At 67.9% G+C, this 21682-nt stretch carries 13 protein-coding genes and 1 tRNA gene; 8 read left to right on the top strand and 6 right to left on the bottom strand.

Annotated features, from left to right (window positions below; translation table 11 throughout):
- Window positions 1-5: 5 nt before the first annotated feature.
- Both L6E10_RS03165 and L6E10_RS03160 read left to right on the top strand, forming a co-directional pair.
- Window positions 6-3452 (top strand): type I restriction endonuclease subunit R, encoded by a 3447-nt coding sequence (locus L6E10_RS03165; protein ID WP_236216591.1) that lies wholly within the window; start codon window positions 6-8, stop codon window positions 3450-3452.
- Window positions 3449-4183 carry a YgjP-like metallopeptidase domain-containing protein gene (locus L6E10_RS03160; RefSeq protein WP_236216589.1) on the top strand — a complete coding sequence of 245 codons (735 nt, stop codon included), beginning with the start codon at window positions 3449-3451 and terminating at the stop codon, window positions 4181-4183. Before L6E10_RS03165 ends, L6E10_RS03160 begins: the two co-directional genes overlap by 4 nt.
- A gap of 19 nt (window positions 4184-4202) precedes the next feature.
- Here the strand turns inward: L6E10_RS03160 and L6E10_RS03155 are convergent, their stop codons facing one another.
- Entirely contained in the window at window positions 4203-4595 is a 393-nt protein-coding gene (locus L6E10_RS03155) for a DUF4357 domain-containing protein (protein WP_236216587.1), read from the bottom strand.
- A 610-nt stretch (window positions 4596-5205) separates the two neighbouring features.
- Window positions 5206-5280: transfer RNA gene (locus L6E10_RS03150), tRNA-Arg, on the bottom strand.
- A 150-nt stretch (window positions 5281-5430) separates the two neighbouring features.
- On the opposite strand from L6E10_RS03150, the gene L6E10_RS03145 reads away from it, so the two are divergent.
- Window positions 5431-6339, top strand: coding sequence for a cation diffusion facilitator family transporter (locus L6E10_RS03145; RefSeq protein ID WP_236216585.1), 909 nt, complete (start codon window positions 5431-5433; stop codon window positions 6337-6339).
- A gap of 261 nt (window positions 6340-6600) precedes the next feature.
- Here L6E10_RS03145 and L6E10_RS03140 read toward each other — a convergent pair whose 3' ends face one another.
- From L6E10_RS03140 to L6E10_RS03125, 4 genes are all read right to left on the bottom strand, one after another.
- Complete coding sequence (locus tag L6E10_RS03140) at window positions 6601-10833, bottom strand: GH92 family glycosyl hydrolase (RefSeq protein ID WP_236216583.1); 4233 nt, start codon at window positions 10831-10833, stop codon at window positions 6601-6603.
- A gap of 568 nt (window positions 10834-11401) precedes the next feature.
- Window positions 11402-13276: an acyl-CoA dehydrogenase family protein gene (locus tag L6E10_RS03135; protein WP_236216581.1), complete on the bottom strand. Its 1875-nt coding sequence runs from the start codon at window positions 13274-13276 to the stop codon at window positions 11402-11404.
- Window positions 13277-13425: 149 nt separating this feature from the next.
- Entirely contained in the window at window positions 13426-14118 is a 693-nt protein-coding gene (locus L6E10_RS03130; RefSeq protein WP_236216579.1) for a DUF305 domain-containing protein, read from the bottom strand.
- A 1-nt stretch (window position 14119) separates the two neighbouring features.
- Window positions 14120-14947 carry a DUF3105 domain-containing protein gene (locus L6E10_RS03125; RefSeq protein ID WP_236216726.1) on the bottom strand — a complete coding sequence of 276 codons (828 nt, stop codon included), beginning with the start codon at window positions 14945-14947 and terminating at the stop codon, window positions 14120-14122.
- A gap of 169 nt (window positions 14948-15116) precedes the next feature.
- On the opposite strand from L6E10_RS03125, the gene argS reads away from it, so the two are divergent.
- From argS to thrB, 5 genes are read left to right on the top strand one after another with little or no spacing between them, the layout of a single operon-like run.
- Window positions 15117-16745: an arginine--tRNA ligase gene (argS, locus tag L6E10_RS03120; protein WP_236216577.1), complete on the top strand. Its 1629-nt coding sequence runs from the start codon at window positions 15117-15119 to the stop codon at window positions 16743-16745.
- Window positions 16745-18163 (top strand): diaminopimelate decarboxylase, encoded by a 1419-nt coding sequence (lysA, locus tag L6E10_RS03115; RefSeq protein WP_236216575.1) that lies wholly within the window; start codon window positions 16745-16747, stop codon window positions 18161-18163. Before argS ends, lysA begins: the two co-directional genes overlap by 1 nt.
- Window positions 18160-19461, top strand: a complete 1302-nt coding sequence (locus tag L6E10_RS03110) for a homoserine dehydrogenase (protein WP_236216573.1) — start codon at window positions 18160-18162, stop codon at window positions 19459-19461. Before lysA ends, L6E10_RS03110 begins: the two co-directional genes overlap by 4 nt.
- Complete coding sequence (gene thrC, locus L6E10_RS03105) at window positions 19458-20510, top strand: threonine synthase (protein ID WP_236216571.1); 1053 nt, start codon at window positions 19458-19460, stop codon at window positions 20508-20510. The genes L6E10_RS03110 and thrC overlap by 4 nt, the downstream gene beginning before the upstream one ends.
- A complete protein-coding gene (gene thrB / locus L6E10_RS03100; RefSeq protein WP_236216569.1) occupies window positions 20507-21361 on the top strand; it encodes a homoserine kinase in 855 nt (284 codons plus the stop codon). Before thrC ends, thrB begins: the two co-directional genes overlap by 4 nt.
- Window positions 21362-21682: the final 321 nt, after the last annotated feature.

Here is a 21682-nt window from a genome sequence, read left to right as displayed (position 1 = left end):
GACCGATGCAGCGCGAGTGGGATGAAGTCCATAAGCCGCTGATTGATCAGCTTGTGGCGATGGGCTGGACACACCTACCGAGATGCTCGCCTGGCTCCACTGGCTCGGGCCGGGACAGCTTCACGGATGTGGTGCTGCCTGGTCGCTTGCGCGACGCGGTACACCGGATCAATCCAGGGCCTGACGGTCGCCCGTGGTTGGACGGGCCGCGGCTGGACACCATCGTCAGCAAGGTCATGACCGGAATCGGTCGGGGCGTACCAGGCAACCTTGCCTTCACGGAACTGTTGACCGGTGCCGAATTGACCGTGGAAGGGCTGTCGGACCCCGATCGACCCCGGCCGATCCGGCTGATCGACTGGGACGAGCCGGAGAACAACGATCTCCTTGCGGTGTCCAAGTTCCAGATCGACACACCGATCGGGCCCAAGGCCAACATCGAGCTGGACCTCGTGCTGTTCGTCAACGGGCTGCCGCTGGTCGTCGTCGAATGCAAGGCTCCTGGTCCAGGAGCTGTGGACCACGCGATCGAGCAGCTGCTTGACTACGCGGGCGCCGCGCGCGACGGGGCGGTCGCCGACCTCGTGCGCTTCGTGCAGCTGCTCGTCGCAACCGACCGGGAAGGTGCCGAATACGGCACGATCACGGCCGAGCCCGCACACTTCGCCTCGTGGCAGGCGACCGACGACGACGTGCAGAAGCAGGCGCGGGACGACCTGGGTAAGTTTGCAGAACTGCCACTCCTGCCACAGGAAGTGCTCGCCGCGGAGATGCTGCGGCCCAAGCGCCTGCTCGACATCGTGCGCAATTTCACCGTGAGTCAACGGTCCCGCGGCAGGACGACGAAGATCGTCGCCAGGTGGCCGCAGTACCGAGCCGTCCAGCGGATGATCGCGCGTCTCGAAGGGCGCCATCAGGAGATCGCGGCCGGCAAGAGGCCGGACCATCGGGGTGGCGTCATCTGGCACACCCAGGGCTCAGGCAAGAGTCTCACGATGACGTTCCTGGTCAGAGCTCTGCGGCGGCATCAGGATCTGAGTGGCTTCAAGGTCGTGGTCGTCACCGATCGCATCGACCTGGAAGACCAGATCGCCGCAAGTCTCGGCGGGAGTGGGCAAACGCCGCATCGCGCCACCTCTGTCGACAGTGCTCGCGCTGATCTCGCCCGCGACACGCCCGACCTGATTCTTGTCACTATCCAAAAGGCGCAACGTGACGAAGACGCCGACGACGGTGTCGAGGAGAGCCTCGGCGAGGATCAGGACGACACGCATGTCCAGGTCTCCATGGCGAACGCCAATCCGGAGATCGTCGTTCTCGTGGACGAAGCGCATCGGTCGCAGGACTCCTGGCTGCACGCCAGGCTGCGCGCGATGGTGCCCAACGCCGTGCTCATCGGCTTCACCGGAACGCCAATTCTGTCCGGTACCAGGAAGCACACGTCGGAGATCTTCGGTCCGATCATTGACCCGTACACGCTCAAGCACGCCGAGAAAGACGGCGCGGTCGTGCCTGTTCGCTACGAGGCTTGGGAAGCCGGCGCGGAGATCGTCGAACGGCTGGCGCTCGACACCGGCTTCGACGAGGCAGTGCCCGAAGCCGACCGGCGCCAGCGGGTGCTGGGTCACGCAGCTCGGTCGCGAGAGGTCCTCGAGGCGGCGGACCTGATCCGGCTCAAGGCCGAGCACATGTTTCACCACTGGGTGCGCTACATCCTGCCTGACCGCTTCTCAGCACAGGTCGTTGCGGTGTCCAGGAAAGCCGCTGTGCGCTATCGAGAGGCCTTGAAGGACGCGCGAGATCGGTTGCTGGCGGAGCTGGATTCGTTGTCCCCGTCGGTGCTGCACGATCCCGCACCGGATGTGGACGAGCGCGTGGAGCTGCTGCGCCTGGCACACGACAATCGTGAGCTGCTCGAGCAGCTTGATGTCGTGCCGGTCATCTCCCAGGGCAGGCGTTCAGGAGGAAGCAACTCACAGGACGGACGCTCCGCTGACCCGGCTGAGTGGCGCAGGTGGACGATGAAGGAGCAGCAGCGCAAGCACATAGCCCGGTTCAAGGACGGGCTCGGCGACCAACCCGCATCGGCACACGAGCCGTGGCAGATCTACGTCCCTGAAGGGGACGCTGTGCTCAGCGTCGGAGATCCATGGCATACCCCTGCTGAGCCACGTCAGTTGCGTTTGGAAGCCAAGACCGGGTCCCCATCGGCCCCGATCGCGTTCCTGACGGTCAAGTCGATGCTTCTGACGGGCTTTGACGCGCCGGTAGAGCAGGTCCTGTACGTGGATCGCCCGATGAAGAACGTCGAGCTGTTGCAGGCCATCGCCCGCACCAACAGGCCAAGCCGGAACAAAAAGTTTGGCCTGGTCGTCGACTACGTCGCGATCGCCGACGCGCTTGTTCGTGCGATGGCCGACTACGACATCGACCACCTGCAGGACGTCATCGGCGACACCGACGCTCAGGCGTTCATGCAGCGGCTGGACGAGGCTGCTGTGCCGTGGCTTCGTGAGCAGCATCGGAGTGTTCTCAACTTTCTCACCGGTCTCGGGATCTCCTCTCTGGAGAGTGCGGGGGATCGCGAGCAGTTGCTCGCCTTCCTCGACGACGTCGAACTGCGGGCCGACTTCGACGAAAAGACGAAGTCTTTCCTCATCGCGGTCAACGCTGTACTGCCGAGGCCGCAGGCGTTGCAGTACGAGGCAGCGGTGCGTCAGCTTGGCGAAGTGCAGTACCTCGCGCGGTGTCGCTACAGGGACTCACAGGACTCGTTCAATCCGCGCAGGTACGGTGCGAAGGTCCGGGCGCTGATCGACAAGCACATCCAAGCAACGGATGTGGTGCAACGCATTCCTCCGGTGGAGATCACCGCGCCAGACTTCGCCGAGAAGGTGGAGGCACTGCCGGATGACCGTGCTCGGGCGTTGGAGATGAAGCACGCGCTGCGGTCACATATCTCAGCTCGGCTTACGTCTGACCCGGTCACTTATCAGAGGCTGAGTGACCGGCTCGAGGAGATCCTCGAGAGGTTGGGGGAGGACCACGACTTCGGTCAGGCGTTCCTGGCGATGATGGACTTGCACGGCGACACCGTCGCGCAGGACCAAGTGGTCAACGAACACGGCCTGGACCGCTGGACCGAACAGCCCGTGTACAGCCTGTTGGAACAAGCGTTGGCTGCGTTGCCCGACGAGGCGACGACCCTGCGTATCGATCTGGTCGACCGTGCACGTCTGTTGTCAAGGACGATCGCGGTGGAAGTGCAGCCGCACCATTTCCCATACAACGGACAGGTGCGTGACCGCGCCCGAAAGACGCTGGTCGGCAAGCTGAAATGGGATGTCAAGCTGCCACTGAGCGCCGCGAGGTACACGGCTGACCGATTGATGGAACTCGCCACGCGCAATCGCGAACGTTTCCTGCGGTTGGTGTCAAAATCAGCGATGTGATCAGCGCTGTTGATGCCGCCGTGGCCAAGGTCGGGCTGCCGAGCCAGTGGTCATGGCGGGTGGAGGTGCGCCCTCGGCGCCGGACGCTCGGGCTGGCCGTATCGCCTGACGGCTCGATTGTGATCGCTGTACCGAAGGATGCTGAGCCCGCCGAGGTCGCCGCAGTAGTGCATTCTCGACGGCTGTGGCTGGCCCGCACAATCAAGCGTCGTACCGAGCTCGCGGCGGAGCATCCAACGATCGAGATCCTCGACGGCGAAGGGTTTATCTATCTCGGTCGGCATTATCGGCTTCGGCTGTTGGACGGCCACGACCGCCGTATCGCGCTCCACGGCGGCTGGCTTGACCTTTCTCGGCCGGTCAGCGGTCCTGCTGGGGTTGCGGTCATCATTGACTGGTACACGGCGCGGGGACAGCGTTGGCTCGGTGATCGTGTCAGCGCGTGGGCGGGAAGGATTGGAGTTTCCCCGCCGCGTGTCATCGTGACCGATCTGGGTGATCGGTGGGGGCTGCGCAAACGGGATGGCACGGTTGTTTTCCACTGGGCGGCGATGCAGCTTCCCGCTGAACTGCTGGACCTGATCGTGGTGCACGAGCTTGTCCACTTGGTCGTGGCACGGCACGACCAAGAATTCCAGCGTCGGTTACTGATCGCGCTTCCCGACGCCGTCGAACTTGAGGCCAAGCTCGCAGAGGTTGGCCGGCAGGTGTGGATGGGCGCGCTCCGCTGAGCGTGAAGCTGAGCGAGGATCAATCAGGCTTGATCGCCTCCAAGGTTTTTCCGGTCTGTGTGATGGTCCAGAACGTCCAACCGTTGCGGTTGGGATGAACCTTGGGGTTGAGCGCTCGTACGATGGCCATCGCCGCGCCGCTGGGGCTCTTGAAGGATTGCCCGGCCAGTACGCCGGTGCCGGCGTCCACCCGCTTAGTCCTGGTGTGGTAGACCGCGTCGATCCGCTGGCCCTCGTACACAGCGTGGATTGGAACTTCGTCGTCTTCAGATTCGCGCCGTGGTGCTTGCTCGCCGGAATGCATGAACTCATCGAGCAAGCGGCGGATCGCTTCACCCGCGGCGACCTTCCAAGCGCGAGCAAGCAGAGCCACGCGGTCGTGAACGCCATCGCTCACTTCGATCGACTTCATCGACAGCCTCCTCAGAACTTTGAAATATAATAAACTGAGGTCTACTCTGAAGCAACTTGACGAACCCATGCCGCCGCAGCTGACCGTGTTGCTGACGATCGTGGTTGGAGTCGCTGCACTCACTGAAGTGCTGTCGGTGGTCGCTCTGTGTGTGCTCGGGCTGGCGCAGGTCCGCAGCTTCAACGCGATCGCCATGCGATACATGGACATCTACTCCGATGAAGGCCAGCATCCTGACATGCAGAAACTCAGTGGGTTGGCGCTAGCCATGAAACCTGTGCGACCACTGGCCGGGCCGGGCGTGGATGTAGGTCGTGGAGGCGCCGGTTGGCCGGACGGAGCGGCGGCTGAAGATTGTCGCGGGTTCGAGGGGCCCCGAGGCGGTCATTGGCCAGGGCCGGGGGCACGGAGCCTGCGGGATGGCCTGTGCTCAACCGTCGCCGACACGTAGGGCGCGCTGACCAGTCGGCGCGCCTTGATCACGTGCCTCCCGTCAGGGCGCTGCACAGGCGGTCTCGACCCACGACGGCGGTCCGGGGGCTCGGCCCCCAGAAAACGCCCGAAGGCGACCCGGTTCGCGCTGTCCGCGAACACGAATCGCCTTCGACTTTGGTGCCCCCGGCAGGATTCGAACCTGCGCACCCGCCTCCGGAGGGCGGTGCTCTATCCCCTGAGCTACGGGGGCCGTAGCTACGTGGAAGATCCTAGCGCACGACCGCCACCTCGTTTCACCCCCACCCCCACCAACCTGCCAGGCGTGGCGTCCGTCACGAGATCGGCTGACGGGGAATGGCTCGGATTGCACTCATGCGCATGTCGCTATATGTTCCGAAGCATGGGCCACGGGCATGGGCACGGCACGGCGTCTGCGAGTGGGCAGCACGCCGGCAAGCTGTGGGTTGCGTTCGGCATCGGTGCGATCTTCATGGTCGTCGAGTTCGTCGTGGGGTTCGCGACGTCCTCGCTCGCGCTGATCTCCGATGCGGCGCACATGCTCACGGACGTGCTCGGGGTCGGGATGGCGCTGGCCGCGATCATGGTCGCGCGGAGGGCCAAGGCCGGGAAGAACCGCACGTTCGGGTTCTACCGGGCCGAGGTGCTGGCGGCGCTGGCCAACGCGGTGCTGCTCTTCGGGGTGGCCGGGTACGTGGTCTTCGAGGCGGTCGGGCGGTTCCAGGACCCGCCGAGCGTGGCGGGGTGGCCGGTGCTCATCGCCGCGGGGCTGGGGCTTGCCGCCAACCTCGTCAGCTTCAGCGTCCTCAGGGAGGGCGCCAAGGAGAGCATCAACGTCAAGGGTGCGTACCTGGAGGTCCTGGCCGACCTGGTCGGGTCGGTGGGGGTGCTGGTCTCCGCGCTCGTCACGATCACGACGGGGTGGAAGTACGCGGACCCGATCATGGGTGTGCTCATCGGGGTGTGGGTGCTGCCGCGGACGTACGTGCTGGCGAAGAACGCCTTGCACATCCTCTTCCAGCACGCGCCGGAGCGGTTGGACGTCACGGAGGTGCAGAAGGCGCTCGCCGGGCTGCCCGGTGTCACGGAGGCGCACGACCTGCACGTCTGGACGCTCACGAGCGGGATGGAGGTGGCTTCGGCGCACCTCACGACCGCGCCGGACGCCGATCACGAGACCGTGCTCAAGGCCGCCCAGTCGCTGCTGGCGACCGAGTACCACATCGAGCACGCCACGCTGCAGGTCGAGGGCGGCTCGTCAGCGCAGCGGTGCCGGGAGCTTTCCTGGTGATGCGGGGAGGTCGCGGATCCCGTCCTTGGTGGACGGGGCGCCGGTTCGTGACGGAACGATCTCCGTCCTCGGGTGGGGAACCGCGATCCGCACACGGCCTCGTTCGAACGGCACCACAAGAGCCTCCCCAGTCACCACGCGCGAATTCCAAGATCTCATCGGAGTATGTCTGAAAGGGATAGATCCTTTCAGGTGAACGGGAAAGGCCGCGTTCCGTGACGGAACGCGGCCTTCGCCGTCAGCGCGACGGGCGTCTACGCACTACAGCCCAGCGCACTGTCCTGCCTTCGGACCCTTCACGTCGTTCGCGAAGCCGTTGTTCGACGGCTCCGGGTCGTTGCCGGTGCAGGACAACGGACCGCCGACGGTGGAGAACGCCACGACCGACCTGGTCTTGTTCGACGTCAGCGACACGGGGCCGCTGACCGACGTGTTCTCGACCGCCACCTCGGTGGCCGAGCCGTGGACCGTCACCGGACCGGACACTCGGGTGCCGACGAGCACCACGGAACCCGCGTCCGACGCCGAGATCGGGCCCTTGACCTCGCCGCCGAAGACGTACAGCGTGGCGCCGCGGGCGACCGTCACCGGGCCGCTGATCGTGGCACCGTCCACATAGGTCACGTCCTTGACCTGCAGCGGGCCGTTGACCGTGCCGGTCACCGTGGTGGTGGCGGCCGGCAGCGGCTTCGACAGCAGCTCGAACTCGGCGAGTGCGACGTCGCCGGAGAACTCCAGGCGGTAGAAGGTGTAGCGACCCGGCGAGGCGATCTTGAACGACCGGGTGTACTGCTGCCACTGGAAGGTCTCGCCGGAGCGCTTGTCGACCGTCGCCCACGTCTTGCCGTCGTAGGAGCCCTTCAGCTCCCAGGCCGACGGCGAGGTGCCCGTGCGGGCGTTCGTGAGCGTGTAGAACTCCGCCTTCTCCTTGGCGTCCGCCGCCTTGAAGTCGAACGAGCGGACCACCGCGGAGGTGGAGGAGTTGTTGTCCACCAGAGCAGAGGTGGACACACCCGTGGCCACGTCGCGCAGCGGCGTCGGGACCGCGTCACCCCGGGTGATCGAGTCCGGCACGTCGTTCACGCCGGTGCCCCACGCCGAGGGGTTCGGACCCATGTCGAAGTCGATCGTGGCACCGGCCGCGAGCACGTCGTGCGGCAGCGACGTCTTGTTCCACGCCTTGCCGTTGACCTTCACGCCCTGCACGTAGATGTTCTTCGCGCTGTTCTTCGGCGCGTTGATGACGAGCTTCTTGCCGTTCTCGAGCTTCACGGTCGCCTTGGTGAACAGCGGCGAACCGATCGCGTAGGCCGGCTTGCCCATCTGCAGCGGGTAGAAGCCCAGCGACGAGAACAGGTGCCAGGCCGACATCTCGCCGTTGTCCTCGTCGCCCGCGTAGCCCTGGCCCTCCTGCGAGCCGACGTACAGGCGCGACAGGATCTCCCGCACCTTCTCCGCCGTCCGCGCGGGCTTGCCGGCGTAGTTGTACATGTAGGCGATGTGGTGCGACGGCTGGTTGGAGTGGCCGTACTGGCCCATCCGCACGTCCCGCGCCTCGATCATCTCGTGGATCACGCCGCCGTAGCCGCCGGGGAACTTCGCGGTCTCGGGCAGGGTGAAGAACGAGTCGAGCTTCTGCGCCAGCTTCTCCCGCCCGCCGTACAGGTTCGCGAGACCCTGCCCGTCGTGCGGCACCGTGAACGCCATGTTCCAGCCGTTCGTCTCGGTGTAGTCGTAGCGCCAGTCCTGCGGGTTGTACTTCGCCGGGTCCTCGACGCGCCACGACCCGTCGACGTTGCGGCCCTGGAAGAAGTCGATCCGCTTGTCGAACGTCAGCACGTAGTTCTGGGCGCGGTTGAGGAAGTACTCGTGTTCCTCGGCGTACCGCTTCTCGCCCGTCTTCTCGTGCAGCGCCTTCGCCATCGACGCGATGCCGAAGTCGTTGAGGTAGCCCTCGATCGCCCACGACCATGCCTCGTGCAGCTGGTCGTTGCCGGTCCAGCCGAGGAAGATCGACCGGTCCATGCCCTTGCGGCCGACGTTGTTGCTCGGCGGCACGACGGACGCGTTCTTCACCGCGGCGTCGTAGGCGGCCTTGACGTCGAAGTTCGACACGCCCTTGAGGTAGGCGTCCGCAAACGCCACGTCGGAGCTCGTGCCGGTCATCAGGTCCGCGTAACCGGGGGAGGACCAGCGCGAGATCCAGCCGCCGTCCTTGTACTGCTGGACGAAGCCCTCGGCCATCTCGCCCGCCTTGGACGGCGTGAAGAGGCTGTAGGCGGGCCAGGTCGTGCGGTAGGTGTCCCAGAACCCGTTGTTGACGTAGACCTTGCCGTCCACGATCTTGGCGCCGGTCCGCGTCGGCGTGTTCTCACCGACCGCGGGCGACACCGGGGACGCGTACTGGGTCTTGCCGCCGACGTTCTCGAAGCCCGAGTTCGGGTAGAGGTAGAGGCGGTACAGGTTGGAGTACAGCGTGATCAGCTGGTCCTCGGACGCGCCCTCGACGGAGATGATGCCGAGGATCTCGTCCCACGCGGCCTGCGCGCGGTCGCGCACCGACTCGAACGTGTCCGACCCGCGGACCTCCTGCTCCAGGTTCGACTTCGCCTGGTCCACGGAGATCAGCGACGTGGCGATGCGCAGCTCGACGGTCTTGTCGCCGAACGAGAAGTAGCCGCCCACGTTGTCGCGGCCCATGCCGGTGAGCTTGCCGCTCGCCGTGACCGCCTTGTCGACCTCGCCGTAGACGAACAGGCGGGTCGCGCCGGTGGACAGGCCGCTCTTGACGTCCGAGTAGCCCGTCACGACGCCGTTGGCGGCGTCGAGGGTGAGACCACCGGAGTTGTTCACGTTGTCGAAGACGAGGTTCTTCTGGCCCTGGTCGGCGAACGTGAACCGGAAGACCGCCGCGTGGTCGGTCGGCGCGATCTCGGTCTTCATGCCGTTCTCGAAGGTCACGCCGTAGTAGTGCGCCTTCGCGATCTCGTTGTCGTGCTTGAACGGCAGTGCGCGCAGCGCGCGGTCCTGGGTCGGCGCCTTGTCCGACGGCATGACCTGGAACGTCTGGCGGTCACCCATCCACGGGCTGGGCTCGTGGGAGGTGGTGAACGCCTGCAGCGTCGGCAGGTTCTGCGCGTTGTTGCGCTGCTGGTACTCGTACAGCCAGCTCTGCGAACCCGCGTTGGTCATCGGGGACCAGAAGTTGAAGCCGTGCGGCACCGCGGTCGCCGGGAAGTTGTTGCCCCGCGAGAACGAGCCGTTCGAGTTGGTGCCGCGCGTGGTCAGCACGTAGTCGGAAGGCTTCGCGTACTGCTTGGTGACGACGTCGCCGATGCGGATGTCGTCGTACCAGGCGGCGAAGTCCGTCGGGCCCTTCGGGCCGTCGTAGGCGACCAGGACCCGCTTGATCGTCTTACCGGCCGCGACGGCGCCGATCGTCGACGCCACCCTGTTCCACTGGTTGGCGTAGAGGAACTTGCCCGCGCCCTGGCCCTGCGGCGACAGCACGGCGCCGTGCTGGTCGACGGCCTTGAGGTCGCTCAGGTACGTGCCGTCGGAGAACGCGAGGTCCACCGCCGAGTACGTGCTCGGGTAGTCCAGGTTGTCGGTCACGAACTCCGGGAAGATCATGTACGACAGCTCGGTCTTCGCGCCGACGGGGATGTCGACGTCGAAGACCTTGTTGTAGCTGTACGCGCGCCCCTCGGTGGTGTGGCGGCCCTGCGTGCGGAACGACTTCACGCCCGTCCAGCCGACGCGCGACTTGGACGTGTAGCCGCCCGTCGGGCCGGTGCCCGTGACACTGCGCATGTTCGGCGCGGGCGGGTTCGTCGAACCGTCGGACAGCTGCACCTCGGCGAGCTGCACGATGTTCGTGGAACCGTTGTTCAGCGTGATGTCGAGCTTGTAGTGCAGGAACGACTGCGGCGACGCGATGTCGTACGCCTTGGTCTGGAAGCGCTCGGCGAACGTCTCACCGGTGCGGGTGTCGATCACGGTCCAGTCGGTGCCGTTCGCCGAACCCTGCAGGGTCCAGTTCTTCGGGTCGCGCTCGGGGGAGTCGTTGGCCGACGAGAGCGCGTACTTCCTGATCGTCCTGGCCTCGTCGAACTTGAACGTCGCCCAGCCGGTGGTGGCGAAGACCAGCCACTTGGTGTTGACGCTGCCGTCGACAAGGTTCTCCTTGACCTCGCCCGACTCCGCGTACTCGCCGTTGGCCCTCACCTCGACGACCTTGTCGGAGACGTTGCCCGGGATGCCCGAGCCGTCCGAACCGATCACGCCCGCGGCCTTCGGCGCGCCCGCCGCGTCGGTCTCGACGGTGTTCGACCACGACGGTTGAGGTTGACCGTCCTCAAAGGACGACGAAAAACCCACTCCTGGCTCCTCTGGTGCGGCGGCCGCATAGCCGTTGGTGACGCCACACACCAGTGTCGCAGTGATCGCGACGCTCAACAGGGTTGTAGTTCGTCTCTTGCGCAGGTGCCTCATTGCAACCCTTCCGCCCGCCTGCCCCATGTGGGTGGGAGCGTTTCTGCACGTGACATCGTTGTCAAGGGAGTGGACGTGATCTGTCCGTCAACCTGTCCTCTCCACAGTTGCCGGTCGAGGAAGCCGGGCTCTCGGTGATCGGCCGCAAGCCGCCGGGCGGGTGCATCAGCGGGCATCGGCGGAGCCGTGGTGGCCTGGGTGGACGAGCGCAGCCGCAGCCGGCGGGCAGCTTGCCCGGTAGTGTCCATTGTGGACATTTCGCGAAAGCGCGGGCCGACGGACCCCCGGTGCGTGCCCTGCGAAGCCATCACGACAGGCGCACGAAATGGTCTTCGAAGTTACTCTCTGAGAGTAGTTGACCAGCTCTCACCTGGTAATTCACTCAATTGTCGTAACTGTTAACGGTGTTTTGTGGCTTAGCGTTACCGGAACCTCCACCTGGAGGGTTGTGTCCTTCCGTTGCAAGGGGAGTCGGTAGGGGGATGCGGGGGACGTAGCCCCCTACCGGCCGTGCACTGGGCAGGTGCCGCGCCCGCACCATCAGCCTGCCCAGTGCAGCAACGGGGGGTCAGCGCGGTGTCGGCCGGTGGACGTTCTCCGCCGTCGACTCGCGGTGGGTCGAGTCCGCGATCCACCGCCCCGGGGTGGACACGTCGACGATGCCGTCCTCCAGCCACGTGTACGCGCCGCCGAGGACCTGCTCGGCCAGCACCTGGTCGCTGTCGTCGGTGTTCTTCCAGAGCTTCTCGAACAGCTCGTCCACCCGGATCCGCGCCTGCCTGGCGAACGCGTCCGCCAGCGCCTGCGAGTTCGGGTTCCGGTCCCGCGCCGCCCGCACGCACGTGGCGCTGATGGCGAACAGCTCGGCCCCGATGTCCACGATCCGGCTCAGGAACCGCTGCTTGCGCTCCATCTTCCCCTGCCACCGCGACATCGCGTAGAACGTCTGCCGCGCCAGCTTGCGCGCCGACCTCTCGACGAACCGCAGGTGCTTGGCGAGCGGCCCGAACTCGGTGTAGCCCACCGGCGTCTGGCCCTTGCCGACGACCAGCGTCGGGAACCACTTCGCGTAGAACCCGCCGGCCTTCGCCGCCGCCCTCAGCTTCGCCTGGCGGTCGGCGTCCGGGTCGATGATGTCGCCCGCGACGCTGAGGTGCGCGTCGACGGCCTCGCGCGCGATCAGCAGGTGCATGATCTCGGTCGAGCCCTCGAAGATGCGGTTGATCCGCAGGTCGCGCAGGACCTGCTCGGCCGCGACGCCGCGTTCCCCGCGCGCGGCCTGGCTCTGCGCCGTCTCGTACCCGCGCCCGCCGCGGACCTGGACGAGCTCGTCGGCGACGAGCCACGCCTTCTCCGACGCGTAGAGCTTGGCCAGCGCGGCCTCGATGCGGATGTCGTGGCTGCCGGCGTCGGCGAGCTCGGAGCTGAGGTCCAGCACGGCCTCCAGCGCGTACGCCGTCGCGGCGATGTAGGCGATCTTGCCCGCGATGGCCTCGTGCCTGCCGACCGGCAGCCCCCACTGGACGCGCTCGCCCGACCACTCGCGCGCGATCTTGAGGCACCACTTGGCACTTCCCGCGCAGAGGGCGGGCAGGCTGAGCCGGCCGGTGTTGAGGGTGGCGAGGGCGATCTTGAGGCCGGCGCCCTCCTTGCCGATGACGTTCTTCTTCGGCACGCGGACGTCGTGGAACCTCGTGACGCCGTTCTCCAGGCCTCGCAGGCCCATGAACGCGTTGCGGTTCTCGACGGTGATGCCCTCGGCGCCGGCTTCCACGACGAACGCCGTGATGCCCTTGCCCGGGACCTGGGCCATGACGACCAGGAGGTCGGCCACCACGCCGTTGGTCGTCCAGAGCTTCACGCCGTTGAGGACGTAGTCGTCGCCGTCCTCCGTAGCGGTGGTGCCCAGCCGGGCCGGGTCGCTGCCGACGTCCGGTTCCGTGAGGAGGAAGGCGGTGATCTCGCCCTTGGCGCACCGCGGCAGGAACTCCTGCTTCTGCTCGGGGCTGCCGAACATGGCGACCGGTTGGGGCACGCCGATCGACTGGTGGGCGCTGAGCATCGCGCCGACGGCCGGGTTGGCGCTGCCGAGGAGCATGAGCGCCTTGTTGTAGTAGACCTGGGTCAGGCCGATGCCGCCGTACTCCGGCTTGATCTTCATGCCGAACGCGCCGAGGTCCTTGAGGCCCTTCAGGACGTCGTCCGGGATCTGGGCGTCGCGCTCGATGACCGCGTTGTCGATGTGCTCTTCGGTGAATTTGCGGAGCTTGTCGAGGAACGCCTCGCCGCGGGCCCTGTCCTCGGCCGTGCCACTCGGATGGGGGTGGATGAGGTCGAGGCGGAAGTGGCCCAGGAAGAGCTCTTTGCCGAAACTGGGGCGCTGCCAGCGGGTTTCCCGTGCTTGTTCGGCGACCTTCCTGGCCGCGCGCTCGTCGACGGTCATGGTTACCTCCGAGTAGGGGTGTGACCTACGTTACTCAGGGGTAGGCGGTTGTCCAGGTGCGTCGGGGTGCCTCCGGGGACCGAGGACGAGCGAAAGGGCCGCCCCCTGCCTTCCGGGGACGGCCCTCGCGGTCGATCGGCGGTACCGGGCTACGGCAGCGGGGCGGCTCCGCGCTTCGCCAGGTAGTCCTTCATCAGGTCGGTCTCGGCCGACTGCGACTTCAGCATGTTGTCGGCCAGCGTCTTCACGAACGGCAGGCCCGCGGTGGCCGAGGCGTACTCGGCCATCGGGGCGCCGCCCATGTGGTGGCGCAGCATCAGCTGGAGCCAGTACACGTCGAAGTCCCGGCCCGCCGCGACCGTGCGCAGCTTGGTGAGCTCCTCGGTGGTGGCCATGCCGGGCATGATCGGCTTGCCGGCTTCCGGGGTGGTGGCGCCGTGGCCGTGGATGCCCGCTGCGTCCATCCACTTCATGTAGACGCCGCTGATGTTCTGCTCGTGCTCATTCCACATCATCAGCCAGCCCTTCATCCTGCCCACCTGTTCGAGCTGGGTGGAGGCGATGTCGAAGGCGAGCTGGCGGATCTCCGGGTCCGCGGAGCGGTCCCTGGCGATGTTGGCCATCTGGATACCCTGCAGGTGGTGCATGGCCATGTCCTGGCAGAAGCCGACGTCCACGGAGCCGGAGGCCGGGGCCGCGGAGCCGCCGGTGGAGCCGGGGAGCTTGACGAGCAGGCCGACCGCCGCGCCGAGCAGGAGCACGGCGAGGACGGCGGCGCTGATCACGAGGGTCCGGGCGACCCCGGAGGCGGGGCGCCCGGACGTGGTCTCGTCAGAGGTCATGTCAGCTCGACGGCGGCGTCGAGGCGGTGCCCGACGGGGGCGTGCTGGGGTTCTGCTGGGGCTGGCCCTCGGTCTGCGAGTCGTCCTTGCCGCCGTCCATCGGCACGGCGTCGGCGCCCGGCTTCTCGGCCACGAACGGGGCCGGGTTGGCGAGGAACTGCGAGTTCTCGCAGGACGCGCCGACCTCGGGGTAGGTGTTCGCGTTGCGCAGCAGCGAGGAGATGAACTGGTCGATGCGCTCGTCGTCGGCGTTCTCGACCTTCAGCTGGTGGCCCCAGGCCTGCAGGGAGATCGGCTTGTCGAGGCCGGGGAACGGCGACAGCATCATGTACGGGATGCCCTCGACCTTGGCCTTGAGCTTGGCGAGCGCGTCGTCCTTGACCTGGTCCGGGTTGTACGCGATCCAGACGGCGCCGTGCTCGAGGCCGTGGACCATGTTCTCGGTGCGGACGGCCTTGTCGTAGACCACGCCGGTGCAGTCGGCCCACTGGGCGTCGTGCGGGCCGCCGAACGCGGGGGTCTGGTCGTAGGCGACGCGCTGGGTCGGCTCGACGTGGCGGGAGCCCTTGTAGTCCTTGATCACGATGCCCGCGAGCTGCGTCGACGGGTCCTTGTTCGTGTCGGAGGGCTTCCACTTGGCCAGGGCGGCCTCTTTGACGTTGTTCGCATGGATCTGCGAGTACGCATACCCGAAAACGCCGCCCGCGAGGCCGAGCACTGCGATCACCGCGATGATCGTGCCCCACGGCTTGGGCTTGCTCGCCACCACCGAGGAACGGGCTGCGGCCACGCTGTTGCGTGTGGCCTTCGTCTTCTTGCCGCTGGTCATGTCCGCCTCAGATGTCGTCCTGGTCAACCGGCGCCAGTGTAGGGACTCCGTGTCGGATCGCTGTCAGCGCAGGGCGATACCACGTGCGCGTTAACACTTGCCGTCTCACCCTCCGAGACCCGGTAACCCGGTCGAGACCTGCGACAACGCTTCTCTAAACTCTTCTGGCGTGACCCCAGAAGCGCTCGCCGATCTGGTCCGGACCACGGTTGCCCGGTTGCTGGCCGACCGACGTCTGGACCCTGCCGCTGCACCCGAGCGGGTGACGGTCGAGCGACCCAGGAACCCCGAGCACGGCGACTACGCCACCAACGTCGCGCTCCAGCTCGCCAAGAAGGTCGGCGCCCAGCCCCGCGAGTTCGCGACGTGGCTGGCCGAGGCCCTGCTGACCGAGGCCGCCATCGCGAAGGCGGACGTCGCCGGTCCCGGCTTCCTGAACCTCACCCTCGCCACCGGGGCGCAGGGAGCGATCGTCCGCGCGGCGCTCGAGGACGGCTACGGCACCGGCACCGAGCTCGCCGGCAAGCGGATCAACCTGGAGTTCGTCTCGGCGAACCCGACCGGCCCCATCCACCTCGGCGGCGCGCGCTGGGCGGCCGTCGGCGACGCGCTCGGCGAGGTCCTGCGGGCCCGCGGCGCCGAGGTCACCCGCGAGTACTACTTCAACGACGCCGGCGCGCAGATCGACAGGTTCGTCCGGTCGCTGATCGCCGCCGCCAAGGGCGAACCGGCTCCCGAGGACGGCTACGCGGGCACGTACGTGAGCGACATCGCGGCCGAGGTGCTGCGCCGCGAACCGGGCGCCCTCGGCGACCCCGAGAAGGTGCGCGAGATCGGCGTCGGGCTGATGTTCGAGGAGATCAAGCGCAGCCTCCACGAGTTCGGCACCGACTTCGACGTCTACTTCCACGAGGACTCGCTGCACGAGAGCGGCCGCGTGGACGAGGCCGTCGCGAAGCTCAAGGCCAACGGCTCGCTCTACGAGAAGGACGGCGCCTGGTGGCTGCGGTCCACCGACTTCGGTGACGACAAGGACCGCGTCGTCATCAAGAGCGACGGTGCCCCCGCCTACATCGCGGGCGACATCGCCTACCTCGTCGACAAGCGCGGCCGCGGCTTCGACCTGTGCATCTACATGCTCGGCGCGGACCACCACGGCTACATCGCGCGCCTCAAGGCCGCGGCGGCCGCCCTGGGCGACGACCCGGACAGCGTCGAGGTGCTCATCGGCCAGCTGGTCAACCTCGTCAGCGAGGGCCAGCCGGTGCGGATGAGCAAGCGCGCCGGCACCGTCATCACGATGGAGGACCTGGTCGACGCGGTCGGGGTCGACGCCGCCCGCTACGCCATGATCCGGTCGTCCGTCGACTCCGGCCTCGACATCGACCTCGACCTGCTGCGCAAACACAGCAACGAGAACCCGGTCTACTACGTGCAATACGCGCACGCGCGCACGTCGTCGATCCTGCGCAACGCCGCTGATCTCGGCATCACCCCAGGTGAGGACTTCGCGCTGCTCACCCACGAGCGCGAGGGCGACCTCATCCGCACCATCGGCGAGTTCCCGCGAGTGGTGGCCACCGCCGCCGAGTTGCGCGAACCGCACCGCGTCGCCCGCTTCCTCGAGGAGCTCGCGGGCACGTACCACCGCTTCCAGCAGGACTGCCGCGTCCTCCCCCGCGGCGATGAGGAGACGACTCCGTTGCACCAGGTCAGGCTTCAGCTCGTCAACGCGACAAGGCGCGTGTTCGCCGCGGGCCTGCGCCTGCTCGGCGTGACCGCCCCGGAGCGCATGTGATGCGCGCGCACCCGGCCGGACCCCGGCACGCCGACGTCGTGGTCCCCGGCAACACCGCCGGTGACCGCCCCACCGCCGCCGGCCAGCTCGACCACCTTCACCCGAACGTGTGGCCGCGCAACGCCCGGCGCAACGACGCCGGCGTCGTGGAGCTGGCGGGCGTGGACGTGCGCGAGCTCGCCGAGCAGTACGGCACCCCGTTGTTCGTCATGGACGAGCAGGACTTCCGCGCGCGGTGCCGCGAGCACGCCGAGGCGTTCGGCGACCCGACGCTCGTGCACTACGCCTCCAAGGCGTTCCTGAGCGTGCAGGTCGCGAAGTGGGTGGCCGAAGAGGGCCTCTCCATCGACGTCTGCAGCGGCGGCGAGCTCGCCATCGCCCTGCGCGCGGACTTCCCGGCCGAGCGCATCGCGTTGCACGGCAACAACAAGAGCGTTCCCGAGCTGATCGCGGCCGTCGAGGCGGGCGTCGGCGGGATCGTGCTCGACTCGTACCACGAGATCGCGCGCCTCGACCAGATCGCGCGCGAACGCGGTGTGGTGCAGCCGGTGCTGATCCGCGTGACGGTCGGCGTCGAGGCCCACACGCACGAGTTCATCGCGACCGCGCACGAGGACCAGAAGTTCGGCTTCTCGCTGTCCTCCGGTGACGCGGCCGAGGCCGTGCGCCGCGTGCTCAAGGCGAGCGGCCTGGAGCTCGTCGGCCTGCACAGCCACATCGGCTCGCAGATCTTCGACGCGTCCGGCTTCGAGGTCGCGGCCCGCCGCGTCATCGGCCTGCTCGCGGCCGTCCGGGAGGAGCACGGCGACGTCCCGTCGCTGAACGTCGTCGACCTCGGCGGCGGTCTCGGCATCGCGTACACGCCGGACGACGACCCGCCCCCGCCGGCCGAGCTCGCGCGGCAGCTGCACAACATCGTGCAGAAGGAGTGCGAGCACAACGGCCTGGAGATGCCCCGGATCGCGGTCGAGCCCGGCCGCGCGATCGTGGGCCCCGGCACCGTCACCGTGTACGAGGTCGGCACGATCAAGGACATCGAGCTCGACGGTGGCGCGCGGCGCCGGTACGTCAGCGTCGACGGCGGCATGAGCGACAACATCCGCACCGCCCTGTACGACGCGGTCTACGACTGCAAGCTGGTCTCCCGCGCGTCCGAGCCCGAATCGAGGGCCGTGCTGTGTCGTGTGGTGGGCAAGCACTGCGAGTCCGGTGACATCGTCGTTCGCGACTGCTGGCTGCCCGACGACCTGGCGCCGGGCGACCTCGTTGCGATCGCTGCCACAGGGGCCTACTGCTACTCGATGGCGAGCGGGTACAACCGACTTCCACGGCCCGCGCTCGCCGCGGTGACCGACGGAGAGGCGCGGCTGCTGCTGCGTCGCGAGACCGAGGACGACCTGTTCCGTCTGGAGGTATGAAAGCCGTGAAACCGATTCGGGTCGCCTTGCTGGGGTGTGGCACGGTGGGCACGGAGGTAGTCCGGCTGCTGACGGACCAGGCAGAGGACCTCACCCAGCGCATCGGCGCGCCGGTGGAACTCGCCGGCATCGCCGTGCGCAGGCCGAACAAACACCGCGAGGTGCCGGAGCACCTGCTGACCACGGACGCCGAGGCGCTCGTGAAGTCGGACGACGTGGACGTCGTCGTCGAGGTCATCGGCGGCATCGACCCCACGCGCGGGTTGCTGCTGGAGGCGCTGCGCCGCGGCAAGTCCGTGGTGACCGCGAACAAGGCGCTGCTGGCCGAGCACGGGTCCGACCTGTTCGAGGCGGCCGACGCGTCCGGCGCGGACCTGTACTTCGAGGCCGCCGTCGCCGGCGCGATCCCGTTGCTGCGCCCGTTGCGGGAATCCCTCGCGGGAGACCGGATCACGCGCGTCATGGGCATCGTGAACGGCACGACCAACTTCATCCTGTCGGCGATGGACGCCACGGGCGCGGGCTACGCCGAAACGCTCGAGGAGGCCTCGCGCCTCGGTTACGCCGAGGCCGACCCGACCGCGGACGTCGACGGGTTCGACGCCGCGTCGAAGGCCGCGATCCTTGCCTCCCTTGCGTTCCACACGCGCGTGACGGCGTCGGACGTCTACCGCGAGGGCATCCGCGCGGTGTCGGCCGCGGACATCGCGGCCGCCAAGGGCCTCGGCCGCACGGTCAAGCTGCTCGCGATCTGCGAGCGCGCGGTCAGCCCGTCCGGCCAGGAATCAGTCGCCGTTCGAGTCCACCCGGCCATGATCCCCAGGACGCATCCGCTGGCGAGCGTCAACGGTGCGTTCAACGCGGTGTTCGTCGAAGCCGACGCGGCGGGGGAGATGATGTTCTACGGGCAGGGCGCCGGTGGCGCCCCCACGGCGAGCGCGGTCGTCGGCGACCTGGTCGCCGTGGCGCGCAACATGGTCGCGAGCGGACGTGGTCCGCGCGAGTCGGCCTACGCCGCGCTGCCCGCGCAGCCGATGGGCAACACGCCCACGCGCTACCACATCAGCCTCGACGTCGCGGACAAGGCGGGTGTCCTCTCGCAGGTCGCCGCCGTGTTCGCCGAGCACGACGTGAGCATCGCCGCGGTGCGCCAGGAGGGCCGCGTCGAGGACGCCAGCCTGGTGATCGTCACGCACGCGGCGACCGACGCCGCGCTGCGGTCCACTGTGGACAAAATCGGTGGCCTCCCCGTGGTGCGGGACGTCGTCAGCGTCATGAGGGTGGAGGGCGAAGAGTGAACGCCTCAAGAGCGGGCTGGCCCGGGCTCATCAACGCCTACCGGGACCGCATCGAGATCCCCGAGGGTGCCGAGGTCGTGACGCTGCACGAGGGCGGCACGCCGCTGGTGCACGCCAAGCGCCTCTCCGCCGCCACCGGCTGCGAGGTCTTCGTCAAGGTCGAGGGCGCGAACCCGACCGGTTCGTTCAAGGACCGCGGCATGACCGTGGCGATGACGTACGCGCTCGCGTCCGGCCTCAAGGCCGTGATCTGCGCCTCCACCGGCAACACCTCCGCCTCCGCCGCGGCCTACGCGGCCAAGGCGGGCCTGACGGCGGCCGTGCTGGTGCCCAGCGGCAAGATCGCCATGGGCAAGCTCGCGCAGGCCGTCATGCACGGCGCGAAGATCCTGCAGATCGACGGCAACTTCGACGACTGCCTGGAGCTCGCGTCGAAGACCGCCGCCGAGTACCCGGTCACGCTGGTGAACTCGGTCAACCCGGTCCGCCTGGTCGGCCAGCAGACCGCCGCGTGGGAGGTCTGCGACGTGCTCGGCCAGGCGCCGGACGTGCACTGCCTGCCGGTCGGCAACGCGGGCAACATCACCGCGTACTGGAAGGGCTACACGTCCTACGACAAGGGCCTGCCGAAGATGTTCGGCTTCCAGGCCGCGGGGGCCGCGCCGCTGGTCAGCGGCCAGCCGGTGCCGAACCCGGAGACCATCGCGACCGCCATCCGGATCGGTTCGCCGGCGTCGTGGACGGGCGCCGTCACCGCCCGCGACGCCTCGGGCGGCCTGATCGACGCCGTCACCGACGAGCAGATCCTCGCCGCGTACCGCCTGCTGGCCTCGTCCGAGGGCATCTTCGTCGAGCCCGCGTCGGCCGCGTCCATCGCCGGTCTGCTCAAGACCGCCGAGGACGGCAGGCTGCCGAAGGGGTCGACCGTTGTGTGCACCGTCACGGGCCACGGTCTGAAGGACCCCGACACCGCGTTGCTCGGCACCACCGAGGTCGAGCCGGTCCCGGTCGACCCCGGCGCCGTGGCGCACGCGCTGGAGCTCGCGTGAAGTTCCTCGTCTCCGTCCCCGCGTCGACCGCGAACCTCGGTTCGGGGTTCGACGCGCTGGGCATGGCGCTCGGCATGTACGACGACGTCGAGGTGGCCGGCGGCGAAGGTGTCGAAGGCCTCTCGATCACCGTTGACGGTGCCGGGGCCGGTGCCGTCCCGCTCGACGAGACCCACCTCGTCGTGCGGGCCGTCCGCGCCACCGGCTACACCGGTGGACTGGCCCTGAGGTGCCGCAACACCATCCCGCACGCACGGGGACTGGGCTCGTCGGCCGCCGCGATCGTGGCGGGTGTCGCAGCCGGGTTCACCCTGACGGGTCGCGAGTTGGACACGGACGCGTTGCAAATCGCCGCCGAGTTCGAGGGCCACGCGGACAACGCCGCCGCCTCGCTCTTCGGCGGTGTCGCCGTCGCGTGGTCGGAGGGCGAGCGGTACCGCGCCGTCCGGATGGACGTCGACGCACGCGTGCGCCCGGTCGTGCTCATACCGTCGCAGGAGTCGTCCACCAAGACCACGCGCGGCCTGCTGCCGGCCGAGGTGCCCCACGCGGACGCGGCGCACGCCGCGGGACGGGCCGCCCTCGCGGTGCACGCGCTGACGTCCGACCCGTCGGTTCTCCTTGCCGCCACTGAGGATCGACTCCACCAGAACTACCGCGAACCCGCATGGCCGGACACCGTTCGGGTGATCAACGATCTCCGCGAGCTCGGTGTTCCCGCCTGCGTGTCCGGAGCGGGACCCACCGTGATCGCCTTCGGCGATCTTCCCGCCGAGGTCGACACGCACGGCTTCGACGTGCGCAGACTCGACGTCGACGCCGCCGGCGTGCGCGTTCGTCCATTGGACTGACACACCCGGACCCGGTTGTTGCATGGTGGAGGAGCGGCGTCTACCCTCGGGGGCGATCAGTCACCGCGCGCACGGGCGCCGGTGTCGCGCCCGGACACTCGTTCCGGGTCGCAATCCTTTTGTGTTCCGGCTCTGTGCCGTGCGGGCGGAGCAGACGCAAAAGAGGCACCCGATCGCCGTGTGACCTGAGAAAAGTCCCGTGCTTGCCGGAAGCGGTGTGTGCTTCCGTCTGCATCGGACTGACCGTCGTTCCCCAGTTGAAGCGGGAAGACGGGTCCGCTGGGCCGCGTAGGAGGCGGGGCCTGGTCAGGAAGGACATGT

The sequence above is a fragment of the Lentzea sp. CC55 genome (genome assembly GCF_021056325.1).
In the GTDB taxonomy this organism is placed as follows: domain Bacteria; phylum Actinomycetota; class Actinomycetes; order Mycobacteriales; family Pseudonocardiaceae; genus Lentzea; species Lentzea jiangxiensis.
The sequence above is the reverse complement of the archived record's forward strand: the minus strand, read 5'-3'. Positions and strand labels throughout refer to the sequence as shown.